A 16,086-nucleotide genomic window follows, 5' to 3' on the forward strand; every position below is an offset into this window, starting at 1 on the left:
GTTGAGGATCGGTAAACTCAAGTTATCTTTTCACCAAAACGAGCAGAGAAGTATGGCCGCCTTTGGAACCCAATTCATGCCACAAATGGCGTTAAGCCAATTTGATGGGCGCAAGTGGAGCGCACCAGCTATGGTGAGTTCCGACCACATCAGTTTGCACCCCGGTGCCCACGTGTTGCATTACGCCAGCACCTGTTTTGAAGGCCTGAAAGCCTTTCGGCACGACGACGGTTCAATTCACGTGTTTCGTATGGACGCCAATATTGCGCGTCTGCAGCAAAGTACCGAATTGTTGGCACTCCCCGCATTCGCAGCCGACATGCTCGAGCAAATGATTCGGCAAGCATTGGAAGCATTCAGCAATGAGGTGCCGGAGCCGCCTGGTGCAATGTATATCCGCCCCACCCATATTGGCACTGAAGAAACCATTGGTAAGGCTGCTGCACCAAGTGCAACCTCAATGCTGTACGTATTGCTGTCTCCCGTAGGCGACTATTTCAGCGGTGGTTTAAAGCCGTTGCGCTTGTTGTTGGAAGAAAACGGTTCGCGCTGTGCTGCTCACATGGGTATGGTCAAAAGTGGTGGCAATTACGCTAGTGCCTTGCAGCCGATCATGCGCGCACGCGCCAGTGTGCAAGCTGACCAAGTGTTGTTCTGTCCGAATGGCGATGTGCAAGAAACTGGCGCCGCCAACTTTATGCTGATTGACGACAACGAAATTATTACCAAGTCTCTCGACAGTTCGTTTTTACACGGCATCACCCGTGACTCTATTTTGACCTTGGCGCGCGATGCTGGCATGAAAGTAAGCGAACGCGAATTAAGCGTTGAGGAACTTATTGAACGCGCTACTAAACCCAACGCCGAAGCTGCACTATCAGGCACCGCCGCTGTACTGACGCCGGTTGGCACACTGATCCGTGGTGAACTAGAATATCAGGTCGGCAATGGTCAGTTTGGTCCAGTTACCCAACAACTACGCGCAGCCTTAAATGCGGTCCAATGGGGACAGAGCGAAGACCGCCACGGTTGGCTTAAGCGGGTTTGCTAGCGCTTTTGCGCTTTCTGTTGCGCTAAATACCGATCAAGTTGATTGGCAAATTGCATACGATCTCGGGCATTGAGCGGCGGCGGCCCGCCGCTTTGCACACCACTCGCACGCATGGTATCCATAAAATCGCGCACGTTCAGACGGGCGCCGACGTTCTCTTTGGTCAGTAACTCACCGCGCGGACTGAGTGCCGTTGCGCCCTTGGCAATCACTTCGGCGGCAAGCGGAATATCGCTGGTGATGACTAAGTCTCCCGCTTCACTTAAACGCACGATTTCGTTGTCAGCAACATCGAACCCTGCTTGTACTTGTACGCTCCGGATCCACGGCGATGGCGGTGTACGCAACGGTTGATTCGCGACGAGGACCAGGGCTGTTTTAGTGCGCTCCGCAGCGCGATACAGAATGTCTTTGATTACCGTCGGACAAGCGTCCGCATCTACCCAAATAGTCATTGATCGAGTCTCGCTAAGCACGCACGAAGATGCTGCTGCCAAAATGTCGGCGGTTGCTGCAGCGCATTGCGCCCGAGTGGAATTTCACACACACAGCGCCCCTGTTGCACCGCACGGGGTAATGGCAATACCAGTACCCCGTGATCTTCGGCATAGTTGGTGACAGCACGAATCAGCACTTCACGCTCGGCATCAATATGCAAATGAAACATGGTGGCCTGCGGCTCCTCAGGATTCACCTGCACACCCGGCAGCTCGTTGAGCAAGGGCGCTAATTCGCGGGCATAAACAGCAACTTGTGGCAACACTGCAAGATTATCCTCGAGCCCCTGTTCAGCCGCCAAGATATAAGGATACATCGAAATCAGATTACCACCGGCTCGACGTGACCAGATGCGCGCCTGTGCGACGAATTCTGTCGCACCGACCAGCACCGCACCGGCTATGCCGCCTAGGTCTTTATAAAGACTGACATAAACCGAATCCGCAAGCGCACAAATTTCAGCAAAACTGCGACCATAATAGTTTTCACATTGCCACAACCGCGCGCCATCGATATGCACTGCAATGCCATGTTCACGCGCCCATGCAACTTGCTGTTGCAGCGCTTCCCAACTTGGCAATTGGCCGCCAACTTCGCGCATCGGTAGCTCGAGTACCAATGCAGCGCAGGATTGTGGCTGCGCAACGGCTTGCAAGTCCGCCAGCTGCAACACTTGTTCGGCAGCACCGACCACCTCACCGCGAAGGCCCCACAACTTTTGATAGCCATCTTGCTCGTGCAGAACCAAATGGGAAGTGGGATGCAACAGTACGCGATTGCGACCCGATGCTTCAGCATGAATGCGCAGGGCCATGGGCTGCGCCAGCGTGCCACTTGGCAAAAACAGGGCCGCAGGTTTACCGAGCAGCTTGGCAATCCGCTCCTCAAATTGTTTGATAATTGCACCCTGCCCGTACACATCAGGGCTCTCATAACGCTCGGCCCGCTCTGCGCACACACGCAACATGGCTGCCATCGATAATGTGGGGTGACGCAGCAAAGAATGCTGAGCTGCTGCCGCAGCTTGCTGATAAGCTTGGGTTAAATCATTCATTTTCGACGCGATACCATAGCGCATACAAGGCTGGCACAAAGAGTAACGTGATCACTGTGCCAACACCAACACCACCGATCAAGACATAGGCCAACGGTCCCCAGAAGCTATCTTGAGTCAGCGGCACGAATGCTAACATTGCTGCTAACGCCGTCAGGATGACTGGGCGTGCGCGTTGCACCGCAGCTTCGACAATTGCAGTAAAGGTTTGCATACCGTCAGCTAAATTATCGGATACTTGTTGTGTCAAAATTAAGGTATTACGCATCAAGATACCCGCAAGGCCGGTCAAGCCAAGCAAGGCGACGAAACCAAACGGCTGATTGAACAACAACAGCGCCAGCACTGCACCGATCAAGCCCAGCGGTGCCGTCGCAAACACCATAAAGGTGCCGCTGAACGAACGCATTTGTAGCATGATAAAGATCAGCATGAAGGCCACCATAATCGGCTGCAGCTTTTGCAGCGAGCCTTCACCTTTATTCGACTGCTCGACCGAACCGCCGATTTGCATCGAATAGCCCAATGGCAGTTCGTCTCGTATCGACTCAATTTGTTGCCATAGCTCGCTGGTTAAGGTGTTCGGCTGCGCCCCACGAATATCGGCCAAAACATTGACATAATTTTCGCGATTATAACGCCGGATCACAGGCTCTTCCTGCGACACTTCAAGATCACCCAATTGGCTCAGCGGAATGCGGTCCCCCTGCGCATTGAGCACCTCTAAGCTGGCAAAACGCTCGGGGTCGATCGCAGCACCGCCCTCCCGACCACGCACTTGCACGGCTACCTGACGAATATCCTCATAGAGCTCGGTAATGGGCGTACCCTCAACCAACAACTGCAACTGTTCGGCTAACCGGGTAGGCGTTAAACCATGCAACTGGAGCGCATTGGCATCGAGATTAAGTCGATACACCGGAATGCGTTCATCCCACTCCATGTGCGTGTTATGTGTATTCGGATGCTGCGCCACCACTTCTCGCACCTGATGACCGATAAGCCGCAATTGGTCTGGATCAGGACCCAACACGCGAAACGTGATCGGCCAGTTGACTGGTGGTCCATACAGCAAGCGGTAAACCCTGACTCGCGCCTCACTGTAATCCCCCTGTTCAATCTGCTCTTGTAACAATGCCATGAGCGCATTGCGGCTTTGCTCATCGGCGGTCACCGCGACAATTTTGGCGAACGCAGGGTCCATCGGCTCTGGCGATGCACTGATAAAAAAGCGTGGCGGACCACCGCCGACGTAGCTTGCCACCGAACGAATGTTTTCTTGCTGGTTAATGACGTCTTCCAACCGCTGCACCACGGCATCGGTCTGTTGAATAGAGGTTCCCTGTGGCATGAAGACACTGACAATCACTTCGGTACGATCGGAATTCGGGAAAAATTGCTTTTGGACTAGGGTTGCCATGCCGACAATACTCAATACCAACAAAGCGACCGTCGCAACCACCACGGTTTTTCGGTTTTTCACACAACGCTGGATAACCGCACGCAACTTTTGATACAGCTTCGAATTGTAGGCCTCTTCGCCATCGCCATGCGCACCGCGTGAGGGTGGCTTATCGCCAATCAAACGCACCCCTAAGTAAGGCACAAAAATAACTGCCACCAGCCACGAAACAATCAGTGCGATACCGGTCACCCAGAAAATATTCCCGGCGTATTCACCAACGCCAGACTTCGCAAAACCAATCGGGAAAAACCCAGCCACTGTGACCAAGGTACCAAATAGCATTGGAGCGGCAGTCACCGTCCATGCATGCGAAGCGGCTCGGGTACTATTCCAGCCCTGATGAATTTTAACCAGCATCATTTCGACTGCAATAATAGCGTCGTCGACCAAAAGTCCTAACGCCAGTATCAACGCACCTAAGGTAATGCGATCGAGGTTAATACCCAGCAACAGCATCACCATAAACGTGATACCTAAGGTCAGCGGTACCGCCAAACCGACAATGACGCCAGCGCGGAAGCCAATTGCTAGAATACTCACTAGCATGACCACCCCGACTGCGACTAAAAACTTAACCTGAAATAAGCCGACAGCCTTATTGATGGCATCACTTTGGTCAGTTAATACCTCCAGCGAGATACCAAGCGGCAATTGCTGCTCTTCAGCCGCGACAAAGCGCCCAAGATTTTCGCCAAGCTCCTGACCGTTGTAGCCTTTTTGCATCACCACGCCAAGCAACAAGGCATCTTCACCGCGGGAGCGGATCAAATAACGCGCGGGCTCTTCGTAGCCGCGTCGAATTGTGGCAATGTCGCCAAGACTTACGATGCCATTGGCAGTTGCAATAGGTAACTGTGCCAGCTGTTGAGGGTCATCGATGAGACTATCGACACGGATATGTAAGCGCGCCCCCTGCGTTTCTATGCGTCCCGCCGGCAACAGCTGATTATGCTGCTGAATGGCGTTGAAAATGGCCGTAGGTTCGATCCCTAAATTGATAAGTCCCGCAGGATCAAATTCGACATAAACGCGTTCTGCGCGCTCACCTAACAATAAAGCTTTGTGTACGCCAGGAACCCGCTGCAAGCGATCTCGAATCGCTTCCGCTTCACGGGTCAGTTCGCGCAAGGGTAGCGCAGCACCTTCGGCGTTCTCACCGGTGAGCGCAATCAAACTAAAATAGACGTCGTTAAAGTCATCGATAACGATGGGGCCGACCACACCTGCAGGCAGGTTGGCCTGCTCATCGAGCATGCGTTTGCGCACCTCATAGAACAGCTCGTTCACCTGTTCGGCGGGCGAGTACTCATGAAACTCCACCAAGATCGAGGCAAAGCCTGGACGAATCGTGGTATCAATCCGGTAAATGTATTCAACTTCTTGGATGCGTTTTTCTAGACGGTCCACCACCTGATCTTGCAGCTGCTCGGCAGTTGCGCCAGGCCAGTAGGCTTGAACCGTCATGGCGCGTACTGTAAAGGCCGGATCTTCTGCGCGCCCCATCGAAGTGAATGCATAAATTCCGGCTATCACCGACAGTAACAAAAAAAACAGGGTAACGGAGCGTTGCTTAACGGCCATCGCCGAGAGATTAGGAAAACTCATTGTTGCGCCTTCCGCACGGCAACGCCGTTGGTCAATTGATGGGTCCCTGCGGCAATGATTTCGTCACCGGTGTTAAGCGCGGCGGTGATATAAGCGTACTCGCCATCGACGCGACTGATCTGCACCGGAACCGGTTCCGCTTTACCCTGCGCAAAACGCCACACTTGGCTATCGCGGCAAACACTTTTGTCTGCCGATGAACAGCGCATATCGAGCGCCGATAATGGCACCACCCAACTCGCTTGTGCTGTTTGTTTTAAGGCAACCTTCACGATACTGCCTAAGGGTAAGGCCAGTGCTTGCGCCGCTTGATAGCGCGCGCGCAACGTTTTACCCGACGCTGCAAGCGCACCTGCGGTTTCTCGCAACCTTAACGGTAGGCGTTGGTCTTCGAGCAATAGCTCAGCCGTTTGATACACCGCAGGCTTCGCTAACGCAGTGGGGGGTAATAGCACCTCGACTTCTGTAGTCCCTGCATAAGCAAAAACCGCGACGGCTTGACCTGCAGTGACAACTTGATCTTGTTCTGCACTAAATTCCAGTAACACGCCATTAGCTGGCGCTACTAAGTGTGTGTCATCAAGCGCTTCTTGCGCTAAGGCGACATTCGCCTGCGCTGCATCGCGTTGGCGCTCAGCCTGCGTCAGTTGCAATTGGCGTTGGTCACGTTGTTGCTGACTTGCCAACTCGGCGGCAATCAGTTCATCAACTCGACGCAGTTCCGCTTGCGCATTGCTGACCGCAGCATCTGCTGCAGCAAGCTCAGCTTGGGCGGCTTGTAGGCGTTGTTCAAATTCATAAGTTTGCAAACGCATAATCGGCTGCCCCTGCTGTAAAGCTGCACCAGCGTTCTGCATGCGCTGCGCGATGCGTCCACCCACCTCAAATGCCAATGGCATCTCCGTTTCTGCGCGCACGATGCCAGAAAGTGTTGTCTGCTGCCCAGCTGCAGCCTGCGGTGCAATGACGCGCACCGGCAGTTCGATAGATTTAGCATTTTGCGCTTGCTCTGCTTGGCTGCAACCCACCAAGAGAATCATGACACCCACCAACAAGCTATAACGACGCAACATTTGAATTTCTCACCGTATTTTAGAATTAACTTAAGTATACATTTCTATGCAATGCAGCAAAGTGATTCAGCCAAGTTATTACGAATTAGAACGTAAACTCGATCTTACATCGAAAAAAACTATTAGGATGGTCGCTTTATTAGCTTTTACTAAATCATCGAAAAAGACTATGGTTAGTCAGTAACGAAATCCGCGAAAGCTAAAAGGAGCTCTCCATGACGAATAAATCAACCGGAACATGCCCTGTCATGCATGGTGGCAACACTGCCACCGGTAAATCAAATATGGATTGGTGGCCGAATGCGCTCAACCTCGACATTCTGCACCAGCACGACCGCAAAACAAACCCTCTTGATCCTGACTTCAATTACCGCGAGGCACTCAAAGAACTTGATGTTGAAGCCTTGAAAAACGATGTCAAAGCATTGATGACAGACAGCCAAGATTGGTGGCCAGCTGATTGGGGTCACTACGGTGGCTTGATGATTCGAATGGCTTGGCACGCTGCCGGATCCTACCGCGTGGCTGACGGTCGCGGTGGCGGCGGTACTGGTAACCAGCGCTTTGCGCCACTGAATTCGTGGCCAGACAACGCCAACCTAGACAAAGCACGTCGCTTATTGTGGCCAATCAAGAAAAAGTACGGCAACAAAATCAGCTGGGCTGACCTGATCATTCTTGCTGGCACCATGGCCTATGAGTCAATGGGCTTACCGGCCTATGGGTTCGCTTTTGGTCGAAACGATATCTGGCATCCAGAAAAAGATATTTACTGGGGTTCAGAAACTGAATGGCTGGGCAAGACACGTTACGATGGTGAAGCAAGTGAAACGCTTGAGAACCCGCTAGCAGCTGTACAAATGGGCTTAATCTACGTCAACCCAGAGGGTGTTGATGGCAACCCTGACCCAATCAAAACAGCACACGATGTCCGCGTCACCTTTGCGCGTATGGCGATGAACGATGAAGAGACCGTGGCGCTGACTGCTGGTGGCCACACCGTAGGTAAATGTCACGGTAATGGCCGTGCTGAGAATCTCGGTCCAGATCCAGAAGCAGCTGACGTTGAAGAACAAGGTCTTGGCTGGAACAATCACAAAACCCGTGGTATCGGACGCGACACTGTCACCAGTGGTATCGAAGGTGCCTGGACGACAGAACCTACCAAGTGGGATAACGGCTACTTCTACCTGCTTTTAAACTACGACTGGGAGCTGACCAAGAGCCCAGCGGGTGCATGGCAGTGGGAGCCGGTAAATATTAAAGAAGAAGACAAACCCGTCGATGTGGAAGATCCATCGATTCGTCTTAATCCAATTATGACTGACGCCGATATGGCGATGAAAATGGACCCTGAGTATCGCAAGATTTCAGAGCGTTTCTACAACGATCCTGAGTACTTCTCAGAAGTATTTGCGCGCGCTTGGTACAAACTTACCCACCGCGATATGGGGCCTCGTGACCGCTATCTGGGTCCTGATGTGCCACAAGAAGAGCTCATTTGGCAAGATCCAATCCCTGCGGGTAGCAAAAATTACGATGTTGCTGCAGTTAAAGCGAAGATCGCAGAGACTGACTTGTCGATCAGCGAGCTAGCCGCAACGGCGTGGGATAGTGCGCGCACCTTCCGCGGTTCCGACATGCGTGGCGGTGCCAACGGTGCGCGGATTCGTCTTGCACCCCAAAAAGACTGGGAAGGCAACGAGCCAGAGCGCTTACAAAAAGTGCTCGCGCAGCTTGAGCCGATTGCAGCCGAAACTGGCGCAAGCATTGCCGACGTCATCGTTCTAGGTGGTAACTACGCTATTGAACGAGCGGCAAAGCAAGCTGGTTTCGACATCGAAGTTCCGTTTGCCCCAGGTCGTGGTGATGCCACCTTGGAACAAACAGACGTTGAAGGCTTCGAATGGCTCGAACCCGTGCATGACGGCTTCCGTAACTGGATGAAAAAGCACTACAACGTCACTGCCGAGGAGTTACTACTCGATCGTGCGCAGTTACTCGGTCTAACCGCTCCAGAAATGACCGTATTGCTTGGCGGTATGCGAGTACTAGGCACCAACTATGGTGGCAGTAAGCATGGTGTCTTCACTGACCGTGTCGGCAGCTTGACCAATGACTTCTTTGTCACCATAACCGATATGAATTACAGCTGGAAACCAACCGGCCGTAACTCCTACGACATCGTTGAACGTAAGTCAGGTGAGACAAAATACACTGCCTCACGCGTCGATTTGGTGTTCGGTTCCAATTCGATCCTACGTTCGTACTGTGAGCTTTATGCGCAAGACGATTCACGAGAAAAGTTTGTGAAAGACTTCGTTAAAGCTTGGACCAAGGTCATGAATGCCGACCGCTTCGACATAGAAGCCTAAGGCACCCCGCCCCATTCCCACCTCTCCTCGGGAATGGGGCATTTTTAATCTTTTTGTACCGGTGAAAAACTACCAGCTAACACCCCGCCATCAATATTAATCTCAGTCGCATTGAGATAATTTGCTTCGTCCGAGGCCAGCATTACACAAACTGCAGCTACTTCACTGACTTCCCCAAACCGATGCATCGGGCAATCGGCGACGATTCGTTTGATGGCCGCTTCTCGCTGCACGCCTTCACCTAACATAGGTTCCCAAATAGGCGTCAAAATTGCTGCGGGATGAATCGAATTACAGCGAATTGGCAATCCTTGCTGGGCGCAATAGAGCGCAACTGTCTTGGTGTGATTGCGTATCGCCGCTTTTGATGACGCATAAGCCGCAGCTCCAGGAATACCGACTAATCCCGAACGCGATGACATATTGATAATACTGCCCGCGCTTTGTGTGCGACGCATCAATTGAATCGCATATTTACACCCCAAAAACGTCCCATCTAAGTTCACCGCATGCACACGGTGCCAGTCATTGAGCGAAACGTGTTCTGGATCGTGTGGACCACTCTCCGCCTCCAAGCCCGTGATGCCCGCATTGTTGAAAAGTCCATTCAATCGTCCGAAGCGCTCCTCGACTGCATGCATTACCTGCTGCCATTGCTCTTCATTACTTACATCTAGAGCAAAGGCAATGGCACGTTCGCCGAGCTCATCTGCAAGTGCATTATTTTCATTAACTAAGATATCCGTAACAATCACCGTTGCGCCTTCAGCATGAAATGCACGCGCCACACCTTCGCCTATGCCCTGTGCCGCCCCGGTAATCATAATTACTTTGTCGATAAGTCGATTCATGTTCTCGCCTCTTTGTGTAATCCCATTTTGATCAGTTGGTGAATTATCCACCGCTTGCTATAGTAAGCACCGAAAACATCATGATAAGCAATGGAATGAAACAACTTTCGGCACTTCTCGGGGCGCTAGTCTTTGCGCTTCTACCACTATTAACGTTGGCCCAACCGACTTTTTCTACAAAGTCGGGCGATGCGCCCGTGCCGCCACTCCCGGTCATTGAAAAGCCGCTCGACTTTTATACGCTCAACACATGGAATGCTAATGATGGTCTACCGCACAACTCGGTAAATCGTATTACGCAGGACCACGAAGGCTATCTTTGGATTGCCACTTGGGAAGGCCCGGTTCGCTTTAATGGTCGTGAGTTTGTTGTTTACGACGACCTAGCCGCATTAGGCGCCAGCGAAAATGGCGTGTTTGATATCTCTAGCGATGGCAGCGGTGAAACCGTTATTGCGAGTGGCCGCCGCGGCTTAATGTTGCGCCACAGCGAGCGCACTTGGCAGGTGCTTGCGAGTGCCGATGACTTTGTTCACGAAACGGTTGTGCTTGCGGACGGAACTTTGTGGGCAGCGGCTTCAAATGCGGGTGTCTTGCGCATTGACGCGAGCGGTGCGAGACGCTACTACACCGCACAAGATGGCTTACCTGATACCTATAGCCAACGAATTTTTACCACTGGAAATGATGCAGCTTTACCGCGCGCGTTTCACCATGAACTATGGGTTGGCACCGAGCAGGGGCTGGCGGTCTACGACGCCACAACAGACCGCTTCGAAGCCATTACTGCGCTCCCCGCCGAACTGGTTCGAGCGGTGCTACGCATGCAGTCCGGACATCTTGCTGTGGGCATGGCGTCTGGTCTCTATTTCTGCTCGCCAGAGCTGACGCGTTGTGGTCTTTACCAAGCTTTCTCAGAAGGTCGGGTTTCCAGCTTACTTGAAGGTGTCGATAATGAGCTGTGGGTGGGCACTTTCGCTCATGGCGTCGCCCGCATTACCGCGTCGGGAGTTGATTATTTTGGCGTCGAGCAAGGACTACCGAATCTGCATGTGCTCGACCTATTTCTCGATCAAGAACAAAATTTATGGCTTGGCACCCATGGTGGTATGGTGCAAATGCGCAATGCCTTATTTACCAGTTTTACGCGCCGGCATGGGGCCAATGGCGAGTTTGTTCGCGCCATTGAGCAAACCACCGATGGCGCGATTTGGGTAGGTAGCAGTGAGGGTCTAACACGTATCTTCGCCCAACAAGCGCAAAGTGTTGCGGCATCCCCACAGCTAGAGAACCTATCGATACTCAGTCTTGCTCCATTATCAGATAACCAGCTATTGGTGGGGTCTCATACCGACGGTATCTTGTTACTGCAAGAAGGCGAAGTCATACACCAATTCGGTGTTCAACAAGGACTCAGCCTTGGCGAAGTCCGCAGTATTTTGCCTCTTGAAGACAAGCGGGTTTGGCTCGGTACTGCAAACGGTATTTTAGCGCTCACGCTTGATGACAAAGGCTTTCAACAGCAGTTTAGGCTTAATCGGGATGACGGTCTTGCCAGCGATTTTGTGGTTGGCCTTTATCAAGATCAGTGGGCAACGATTTGGGCGAGCTCGATTGCCGGCCTGACTCGCCTTAAACAGCAACAGAACGGTGAGCTAAAGGTTGAAGCTATTGATTTAGCCGGCATTGGCAGTGCGCGCAACGTGTTCGCCATGACCGAACAACAACAACGACTGTGGTTTGCAACTGATCGCGGCTTGCTCATTTATCACCCTGAGACTGATCAATGGCAGCAACTTGCGCGCCAGCATGGCTTACCCTTTCATAGCTATTTTTCTATCGTATTTGATCGTGATGGACACCTTTGGCTCGGCAGCAGCCGCGGTATCGTGCGTATCGACCATAGCAGCCTTGTGCAGGTGTTGAATGGCGATACAGCAATACTCAATGTCCAACTTTTTAATAGCGCTGATGGTATTCACAATCATCAAACGAATGTTGGCGGTCCCTCAGCCAAGCTCGCTGAAGACGGGCGACTATGGTTTTCAACGGCGGGAGGCCCAGTAGTCGTCGATCCTGCGTCATTACAACAGCAAGACTTATCACCGCCTCCTATCGTGCTTGAGCAAATAATTATTAACGATACACCTGTCGACCGCACACACGACTGGGACGGGGCCATTGATCGTATCCGCTTGGTCTATGCCGGACTTGGTTTTCGCATGTCGCAACAACTTGAGTATCGCGTGCAGTTACGTGGTTTCGATGAACAATGGGAGCAGCGCACACAAACGCAGGCTGAATACACTTCACTACCCGCAGGAAGCTTTGAGTTTGCTGCGCAGGTGCGTTATCCAGGCTCAGAATGGTCTGAAGCCGTGACCTATAGTTTCACGGTACCGAACCACTTTTATGAAACAGTAGGATTTTGGCTATTGGTCATCCTGTTGGGAACACTGACAACTTTCGGGCTCTTCCGCTGGCGGCTTTATGCCTTGCAGCAATCAAGAAACACACTGAAGCAATTGGTTAAAGAGCAAACCAAAGAATTGCAATTACTGGCGCACCAAGACGATTTAACGCGTCTGCCGAATCGCCGGGCATTTGATCAACAACTACGCCGACGATTCGCGCAAGCGCAGCAACGGCAGCAACCACTCTGTCTAGCGGTTATCGATGTAGATCACTTTAAACGGATTAATGACAAATATCTGCACGCGACCGGCGACCGTATCTTGCAACGAGTGGCACAGCTTATTAGTGGTACCGTTAGACAAGGTGATTTTGCCGCACGTTGGGGTGGTGAAGAATTTACCGTGTTGTTACCGAATACCCACCTTGCCGAAGCAAAAGAGGTATGCGAACGGATTCGACTTGCGATTGCCGCACAGGACTATAGTGATTTGAAGATTGAAGAGCCGGTCACGGTTAGTATCGGTATTGCATGTAATACCCAAGGCGATGCGTCAGGGAAATTATTGGCTGCCGCAGATAAAGCTCTGTATGCTGCGAAAAAAGGCGGTCGTAACTGTATTCGGACAGAGGCTTAGCGCCGTATTTATCGTATGACCACCTGATTGCGTCCACTCGATTTACCTTGATATAAAGCATCATCCGCGTGTTTGAGCAGCTTTTCTAGGCTTACATTTGCATCATTTTGTGCAGTGACACCAAAGGTCGCGGTCACCGCTAACTGCTGTCCTCGTGCTTGAATCAGTAACTCAGCGATAGCTTTTCGTAATGCCTCACAAACACGCACCGCACTCTCAGCGTCAGTATTAGGCAACAACAAAATAAACTCCTCACCACCCCAGCGCCCAATAAAGTCATCTTTGCGTAAACGTTGCTGCAAGATGCTCGCAATGTGCCGCAGCACTTCATCACCAATATCGTGACCATAACGGTCGTTGACTTGCTTAAAGTAATCAACATCCAGCAGAGCTAATGCTATAGCCTGATTGCGCTGTGCCAAAAACTGTTGCGTCTGGATGAAGCGTTCACTAAAACCACGACGATTCAATAATCCAGTCAAGGGATCCGTTTGTGATTGGCGGAGCAACTGGGCATTGGCTTGTTCAAGCTCTTGCGTGCGTATTTGCACCTCTTCATCAAGTCGCTTGTTCGCCGCTTCAAGGGCACGGAAACGCAGCCTCAGCAGCATATAGATCGCAAGCCCCAACAACACGACTGCCAACACGAGTGCCCAAGTCGTTTGCCACCAAGGCCGTAAGACGCGAATTGCCAACTCGGTCGGCTCTGACGATACAATACCTTGACTATTGCGCCCCTCAATTTGCAAGACATAGTCGCCTGCCGCCAGGCCAGCAAAAGAAATTTCACGATTGAAACTCCAATCACTCCACTCGTCATTAGCACCGAGTAAACGATAGCGCCCGCTATTACGGGCGGCGTCATGAAAATCTAGCACGCTGTATTGCACGACCAAGCTGCGCTCTTCAGGCGCTAAAGTAAGTTGCGAGGCAGCGAAACCTAACTCGGTACTGCGGTCTTCGCCGCTGATGAGCAATTCCGTGAGAGCTACTTGCGGACTTTTTGCATTCAACGAAATCGCTGCAGGATCAAAGCTAACCGCGCCTTGTACTGAACCAATGGTGAGTCTTCCAGCGGAATTAATATCAACCGACTGCCGTAACATTACCTCTGCAGGTAAACCATCGTTTAAACCGAAATTAATAATACTCTCTGTGGTCGCGTCATAACGTGCCAAGCCCAAACTAGTGAGTAACCAGACATATCCTTCGGTGTCCGCGTGGACACCCACAACGCGATCCGATGGCAAGCCATGTTCCATACTTAATAGTTGTTGAGTGCCGTCCGCTAGGTTGACCCGCCATACTCCCTCAACACTGCAAAGCCATAGAGTTGCGGGGGGTTCAGCGTAAACGCACAAGAAGTCATCGCCACCTGAGGCCTCCGGGGGCTTGATCGCTATCGATTGCCATTGCTCGCTATCACTCGCGCGCTGGAATACCCCGGAATAGCGGGTTGCCGCAAAATAGCCGAACTGCTCCAAGTGCGCGATGTCATAAACTTGGTTGCCACGTAAACCTGCAAGCCCTTGGAACTCCCAAGTGGCGGTCTGCGTGGTAAGATTAAATCTCGCGATACCCTCGCCCCAAAAAGCCAGTAGTAATTCATCATCGCTTATGGGAAAAATTTCATTCACTGCTTGATCGCTAAGAGCTAACTGTTCATGCAGTAGGGTAAAGCGTTCGAGTTTATTAGGGTTGTTAGCATTCGCTCGATAAAGCCTAGTGTTGGTTGCGACCCAAAGCGTATCGTCCGTATCGACAAACAGCGTTTCAACCTGATTAACGAAATCTTCTGGTGGAAAGTAGAGCATTTGCCAAGCCTGGGTTTGCGCGTCTTGATGTAGTACACCCTCAGCGAAACCAAGCCATAAATCATCATTGGGTCCGTAATAAACCACATTTATGGCGCGTTGATCAGGGAGTCCAAGCGCGGTCAACTGATCGATATCGATGGTGGTGGTAAAATTCTGCCGATCGCGACGGCCAAAAAAGATACCTTGATCGCGAGCCCCCACCCACATATCACCGACGCTATCGAAGGCTATGGAGCGCACATCAACATCGGCAAGTTTGCTCCAACCATCCTGCAACTCGATGTATTGCTTGCGCTCCCGATCGATCAAATACAGACCACCGGCACCGCCGGACCAAAAGGTGCCATAATCGGCGGCAAAAGGATCGCTCAATAACACATTTGAACGCACCTGACTCAGGTTGCCCGCCCCAGCTGGAAAAGTCACTGGTTCGAATTGTTGATACTCTTGGTTGAAGAAAAACACACCGAAGTCGGTTCCGATCCAGACTTCCTCATCAAACACCGCTACCGTGCGAATTTCATTTTGTCGGTTAGGTCCCTCTTCTGCCGCGTTCAGCAGATAATGTTGCCATTGAGCCAAGTCTAAACTCAACTGATACAATCCTTGTGAAGTCGCCACCCACAAGGAGTCGTTACTCTCGGCGAGCCACCAAATACGTTGGGTGCGCAACGGATGCTCGGCCGGCAAACCTTGCATCTGCCAATCGCCGTCGGCAATATCCTCGAGGTAACTCAGGCCGTTTAAGGTGCCGACCCAAAGTCGTTGTTGGGAATCTTGAAACAGCGTTTGGACACGATCATCACGCAGCGATGCGGGACTGTCGGTACTATGCATGTAGCGCCGTGAAACCTGTGTGTTCGCGTTCCAACTGACTAGCCCATTGCCCCAGGTTGCCGCCCACAAATTTTCATCAGAGGTAACTAATAACGAGGAATAACTGACCCGCTCACTAGAAGGAAACAGCTGTTGTGACCACGGCTCGTAGTTATAGCCATCGTAACGCAACACACCATCCGTATCGGTTGCAAACCACAGAAAATCATGCGAGCTTCGATAGATAGCGTAAACCGAGGACTGCCGACCACCTAATTGATCCGAAAGTCGCTCAAACTGGTTAAACTCAACCGTTTTTGCATGGCCGATCGAAAGCTGCAAGCAACCCAAGACGACCAGCAAAATTTTTAATACAATCAATCGCATATGAACTCGCTGAACAGCAGAGAATAATTTCAATGCTACACTGC

General features: G+C 51.7%; 9 protein-coding genes. 3 read left to right on the top strand and 6 right to left on the bottom strand.

What is annotated here, in order from left to right:
* Positions 1–7 precede the first annotated feature (7 nt).
* Positions 8–1,051, top strand: a complete 1,044-nt coding sequence (locus tag ACJ8W9_RS08775) for a branched-chain amino acid aminotransferase (protein ID WP_411360949.1) — start codon at positions 8–10, stop codon at positions 1,049–1,051.
* Here ACJ8W9_RS08775 and ACJ8W9_RS08780 read toward each other — a convergent pair.
* From ACJ8W9_RS08780 to ACJ8W9_RS08795, 4 genes are read right to left on the bottom strand one after another with little or no spacing between them, the layout of a single operon-like run.
* Positions 1,048–1,506 carry a YaiI/YqxD family protein gene (locus tag ACJ8W9_RS08780; RefSeq protein ID WP_411359794.1) on the bottom strand — a complete coding sequence of 153 codons (459 nt, stop codon included), beginning with the start codon at positions 1,504–1,506 and terminating at the stop codon, positions 1,048–1,050. The genes ACJ8W9_RS08775 and ACJ8W9_RS08780 overlap by 4 nt on opposite strands.
* Entirely contained in the window at positions 1,503–2,603 is a 1,101-nt protein-coding gene (locus ACJ8W9_RS08785) for a threonine aldolase family protein (RefSeq protein WP_411359793.1), read from the bottom strand. Before ACJ8W9_RS08785 ends, ACJ8W9_RS08780 begins: the two co-directional genes overlap by 4 nt.
* A complete protein-coding gene (locus ACJ8W9_RS08790; RefSeq protein WP_411360879.1) occupies positions 2,596–5,673 on the bottom strand; it encodes an efflux RND transporter permease subunit in 3,078 nt (1,025 codons plus the stop codon). Before ACJ8W9_RS08790 ends, ACJ8W9_RS08785 begins: the two co-directional genes overlap by 8 nt.
* Positions 5,670–6,746, bottom strand: a complete 1,077-nt coding sequence (locus tag ACJ8W9_RS08795) for an efflux RND transporter periplasmic adaptor subunit (RefSeq protein WP_411360880.1) — start codon at positions 6,744–6,746, stop codon at positions 5,670–5,672. Before ACJ8W9_RS08795 ends, ACJ8W9_RS08790 begins: the two co-directional genes overlap by 4 nt.
* A gap of 215 nt (positions 6,747–6,961) precedes the next feature.
* Here ACJ8W9_RS08795 and katG point away from each other — a divergent pair, with 215 nt between their 5' ends.
* On the top strand, positions 6,962–9,121 hold the full coding sequence (gene katG, locus ACJ8W9_RS08800; protein WP_411359790.1) for a catalase/peroxidase HPI: 2,160 nt from the start codon (positions 6,962–6,964) through the stop codon (positions 9,119–9,121).
* 44 nt (positions 9,122–9,165) lie between these two features.
* Here katG and ACJ8W9_RS08805 read toward each other — a convergent pair whose 3' ends face one another.
* Entirely contained in the window at positions 9,166–9,972 is an 807-nt protein-coding gene (locus tag ACJ8W9_RS08805) for an SDR family oxidoreductase (RefSeq protein WP_411360881.1), read from the bottom strand.
* 95 nt (positions 9,973–10,067) lie between these two features.
* Here ACJ8W9_RS08805 and ACJ8W9_RS08810 point away from each other — a divergent pair, with 95 nt between their 5' ends.
* Positions 10,068–13,022 carry a diguanylate cyclase domain-containing protein gene (locus ACJ8W9_RS08810; RefSeq protein ID WP_411360882.1) on the top strand — a complete coding sequence of 985 codons (2,955 nt, stop codon included), beginning with the start codon at positions 10,068–10,070 and terminating at the stop codon, positions 13,020–13,022.
* A gap of 8 nt (positions 13,023–13,030) precedes the next feature.
* Here ACJ8W9_RS08810 and ACJ8W9_RS08815 read toward each other — a convergent pair whose 3' ends face one another.
* Positions 13,031–16,042 carry a diguanylate cyclase gene (locus tag ACJ8W9_RS08815; RefSeq protein WP_411360883.1) on the bottom strand — a complete coding sequence of 1,004 codons (3,012 nt, stop codon included), beginning with the start codon at positions 16,040–16,042 and terminating at the stop codon, positions 13,031–13,033.
* Between the last annotated feature and the right edge of the window lie 44 nt (positions 16,043–16,086).

This window comes from Pseudidiomarina salilacus, from assembly GCF_047323925.1.
GTDB classification, from domain to species: Bacteria; Pseudomonadota; Gammaproteobacteria; order Enterobacterales; family Alteromonadaceae; genus Pseudidiomarina; species Pseudidiomarina salilacus.

Bases quoted from the DNA above. Each gene is read 5' to 3' on its own strand.
- ACJ8W9_RS08780 (WP_411359794.1), bottom strand. From the start codon at position 1,506: ATGACTATTTGGGTAGATGCGGACGCTTGTCCGACGGTAATCAAAGAC.
- ACJ8W9_RS08785 (WP_411359793.1), bottom strand. From the start codon at position 2,603: ATGAATGATTTAACCCAAGCTTATCAGCAAGCTGCGGCAGCAGCTCAG.
- ACJ8W9_RS08790 (WP_411360879.1), bottom strand. From the start codon at position 5,673: ATGAGTTTTCCTAATCTCTCGGCGATGGCCGTTAAGCAACGCTCCGTT.
- ACJ8W9_RS08795 (WP_411360880.1), bottom strand. From the start codon at position 6,746: ATGTTGCGTCGTTATAGCTTGTTGGTGGGTGTCATGATTCTCTTGGTG.
- katG (WP_411359790.1), top strand. From the start codon at position 6,962: ATGACGAATAAATCAACCGGAACATGCCCTGTCATGCATGGTGGCAAC.
- ACJ8W9_RS08805 (WP_411360881.1), bottom strand. From the start codon at position 9,972: ATGAATCGACTTATCGACAAAGTAATTATGATTACCGGGGCGGCACAG.
- ACJ8W9_RS08810 (WP_411360882.1), top strand. From the start codon at position 10,068: ATGAAACAACTTTCGGCACTTCTCGGGGCGCTAGTCTTTGCGCTTCTA.
- ACJ8W9_RS08815 (WP_411360883.1), bottom strand. From the start codon at position 16,042: ATGCGATTGATTGTATTAAAAATTTTGCTGGTCGTCTTGGGTTGCTTG.